Raw genomic sequence first — 3,394 nt, 5'->3', positions numbered from 1 at the left:
TTTTTATTGTCTGCCTCTTTACGGCTGTGTTTTTAACCATTTTTATGGATCGACGCGTACAAAAACAAGAAGTTTTAAAATGGGCTTTTTTTGAATCCGCTCTGGATGCTATTTTGGTGATCGATGAAAAAAGACATGTTTTATCGCTCAATTATGCAGCGGAAACGCTTTTCTCTCTTAAAGCATCAGATGTAATCGGGAGTAATGTTGTTAAGCTGCTGCCCTTCTACGAATTTTCATCTCTACAAGATGGACGAACTGAGCACTCCCTTTTGATAAGTAATAGAGAAGTTACGGTTGAGATAACGGTGATGACGGTAGGAATTGAAGAGACGGTTGAGTATATGCTGTATATCCGCAATATGACGCAAGAGCGCGAAGCGGAAAAAACGTTGATTGAAGCAAAAAATCGCTATGAAAACTTGTTTTACTCCTCTCCATTGGCAATTATGGTCCATCGAGAAGAAGAGGTCGTGTCTGTGAATGATGCTATGATTCAGCTTCTAGGAGTAACGGAAGACCAGCTCGTTGGTAAATCGTTATATGATTTCTTTTCATCTGAACAAGTTCCCGATATTAAAAAAGGATTGAAGGCAGTAAAGGATAGAAAAGATGAGCCAAGATCTCCATTAGCTCAGTTGAAAATGTTTAATGCGTTAGGTAAGGAACTCTTTTTAGAAGTAAAATCTACGCTCATTCAAATTAATGGAGAGACGCTTTTTCAGACAGTAACTAGAGACGTAACGGAACAGAAAAAAGCTCAAGAATCGCTTCAATATATGGCTTTTCACGATATGCTAACAGATTTACCAAATCGAAGTATGTTTTCAAGCATTGTAGAGAAATCCATTGATTCAGCAGCTGCTTCAGGAAAAAAGCTTCATTTCTTATTTTTAGACCTAGATCGTTTCAAACAGGTAAATGACACGCTTGGTCATCATGCTGGAGATCAGCTTATGCTTCAGGTTGTTGATCGAATGAAGAGCTGCATAAGAAACCAAGATGTGCTTTCGCGTTTTGGAGGAGATGAGTTTTTAGTTTTACTGCATGATAGGACTGATGAAGAAGTGAAAAAAATCTGTCAATCATTAAATGACTGCTTATCCACTCCTTTTGTAGTGCTATCGAGAGATGTTTATTTAGGGGTAAGCATCGGAGTTAGTGTATTTCCTAAAGATGGAAAATTGCTTGAAGTGCTAGTTCGCCATGCTGATTTAGCGATGTACGAAGTCAAAAAACAAGGGCGTAATCATTATCTGTTTTATCAAAAAGAAATGCAGGTTCATACTACGCGACGAATGAGAATTGAAGATGGGTTACGCAAGGCTTTTGAGCTGGGCGAAATGGAGCTTCACTATCAGCCGAAAGTCAATATTCAAAGTGGCCATATTGTTGGAGTGGAGGCTTTAATCCGGTGGACTCATGCCGAGATGGGCGTCATTTCTCCCGCAGAATTTATTCCGATTGCTGAAGAAACAGGCGTTATTGTTACACTGACGAAATGGGTATTAAAAAAAGCGTGCCATCAAAATAAGTATTGGCAGCTTCAAGGACTTCCTCCCTTAAAAATGAGTGTGAACATATCAAGCGTGGATTTTGGCACAACTGATTTTGTTGATTATGTGTTAGGTGTCTTGGGTGAAGTAGAGTTAGAATCACGATATTTAGAACTTGAAATTACAGAAAGTGTAACGATGAAGCATGTTGAGCAAACAATCGAAAAGCTACAAATCTTAAAAGATGCAGGAGTATTTATTTCAATTGATGATTTTGGCTCAGGATACTCCTCGTTTAGCTATATTCAGAAGCTGCCTATTCATACGCTGAAAATTGACCGGTCTTTTATTAAAGATTTAGATCCTAATACAACGGAAGTATCGATTGTCAGAGCCATTATTACACTAGCCAAAAGTTTGCAGCTATCCGTCGTAGCAGAAGGTGTAGAAGAAGTTGAACAAGTAGAACTTCTTCATAAGGAAAAATGTGATGAAGTGCAGGGATACTATTTCTCCAAACCGATTTCAGCCGAGGAATTTTATGAGAAATTTCATAAAATCGAAGAAAAAATGGAATTTGTTCGTTAATGTAAAAAGCCGTTCTTATTTAAAAGAACGGCTTTTTACATTTAAGGTCAGAGCTAACAGTTTATACAATACATAGATTCCAAGGTATGCACCAGTTAATAAAAAAGCTGAATTTAAAAAGATTGCATGGATGCTCGTCATAAAAACAGTATGGTTTTTTAAGATACGATAGATAGAAGCAGCGGCTATATTTCCAAATACTAGCGCTGAAAGAAGGGCTAGCGTATTAAAAACTAGCTCTGCTCCTTTCCATTTGAGTGAGAAAAAGAGCATGATAATAGGAATAATGATACTTCCAGAAACTAACAGAAAAATCAATGGACCATCTCCAATACGTTATCTTATTACAGTTACATAAGATAATGTTTTTGCTTATCTTTAGATAGTCTTCCCTTTTTATAATCCGTTAAGCTTTTTTTTCCATTTTTTACTTATATAAAAAAGTAAGATGATGGATAAAACCATTAAAATGATTTTGCCTTGCATAGATCCTTGTGAAAGATGATAAACCGAATAAACTTCAATAAAAAGCGCTGGAATTTTCCCAAGTGCGCTAGCAGAAATGAATACCGCAAAGGAGCCTTTTCCTACAGCGCTGAAGAATGTAATGAGGCCTGATGGAACAAAGGGAAGTAAACGCAAAGAAAGAATCAATACAAAACTCTCTTTCCCTTGTACGCGCAGCAGTTTCAGCGACTTGGAGTGAGAAAGTGTTTTTGTATGAACAAGTGTACGGAAACCTTTTCGATACAGCCAAAAAGAGAGAGCTGCACCTAAAACTTCTCCAATAAAAGAAAGTAAAAATCCGTTCCAAAAACCAAATAATTTTACGTTTACGAACGTAAGGGGTGCACTTGGAAATACGCCCGTAATGCTAATAAGAATGTTCAAGAGAATGCTGATAAACCCAGCTGCTTCTAAATGTTCAAGCAGAAATGTTTGAAGATAGTCAGTCATGGTTATACTCCCATTTATGTTTTACTTGTAGGGCTATTTTAGATGGTTTTCTACTATTATATAATTTTTGGCATGAAATAAGTAGGTAAGCAGTTTATAAAAAACGAAACAGGGTAACTACTTACTAATGAAAGATGATTTACTGATTTGAAGGGATGGACAACTCATGTTGAAATTTTTGCTTGTTATTGTAGTGGTATTATTAATTATTATGATTTTTAAACGCTTTATCCGAAAATGAAAATGCTAACTAAGCAGCTCGTGGGATCTTTCTCACGAGCTCTTTTGCGGTCAGTCATGGTTATACTCCCATTTATGTTTTACTTGTAGGGCTATTTTAGATGGTTTTCTAC

At 36.7% G+C, this 3,394-nt stretch carries 3 protein-coding genes; 1 reads left to right on the top strand and 2 read right to left on the bottom strand.

What is annotated here, in order from left to right; all coding sequences use genetic code 11:
* Window positions 1–2,084 (top strand): sensor domain-containing protein (locus tag AC1DRF_RS20125; protein WP_477741510.1); only part of this gene is annotated, 2,084 nt, incomplete at its 5' end.
* A 15-nt stretch (window positions 2,085–2,099) separates the two neighbouring features.
* Here the strand turns inward: AC1DRF_RS20125 and AC1DRF_RS20120 are convergent.
* Together AC1DRF_RS20120 and AC1DRF_RS20115 are read right to left on the bottom strand one after the other, a co-directional pair.
* On the bottom strand, window positions 2,100–2,402 hold the full coding sequence (locus tag AC1DRF_RS20120) for a hypothetical protein (RefSeq protein ID WP_013056193.1): 303 nt from the start codon (window positions 2,400–2,402) through the stop codon (window positions 2,100–2,102).
* 78 nt (window positions 2,403–2,480) lie between these two features.
* Entirely contained in the window at window positions 2,481–3,041 is a 561-nt protein-coding gene (locus AC1DRF_RS20115) for a TVP38/TMEM64 family protein (RefSeq protein ID WP_427075428.1), read from the bottom strand.
* Window positions 3,042–3,394 lie beyond the last annotated feature (353 nt).

This window comes from Priestia sp. P5_B4, from assembly GCF_056400385.1.
The sequence above is the reverse complement of the archived record's forward strand: the minus strand, read 5'-3'. Positions and strand labels throughout refer to the sequence as shown.

What these genes read in the sequence shown, in the direction of transcription:
- AC1DRF_RS20115 (WP_427075428.1), bottom strand. Translation starts at nt 3,041, where the DNA reads ATGACTGACTATCTTCAAACATTTCTGCTTGAACATTTAGAAGCAGCT.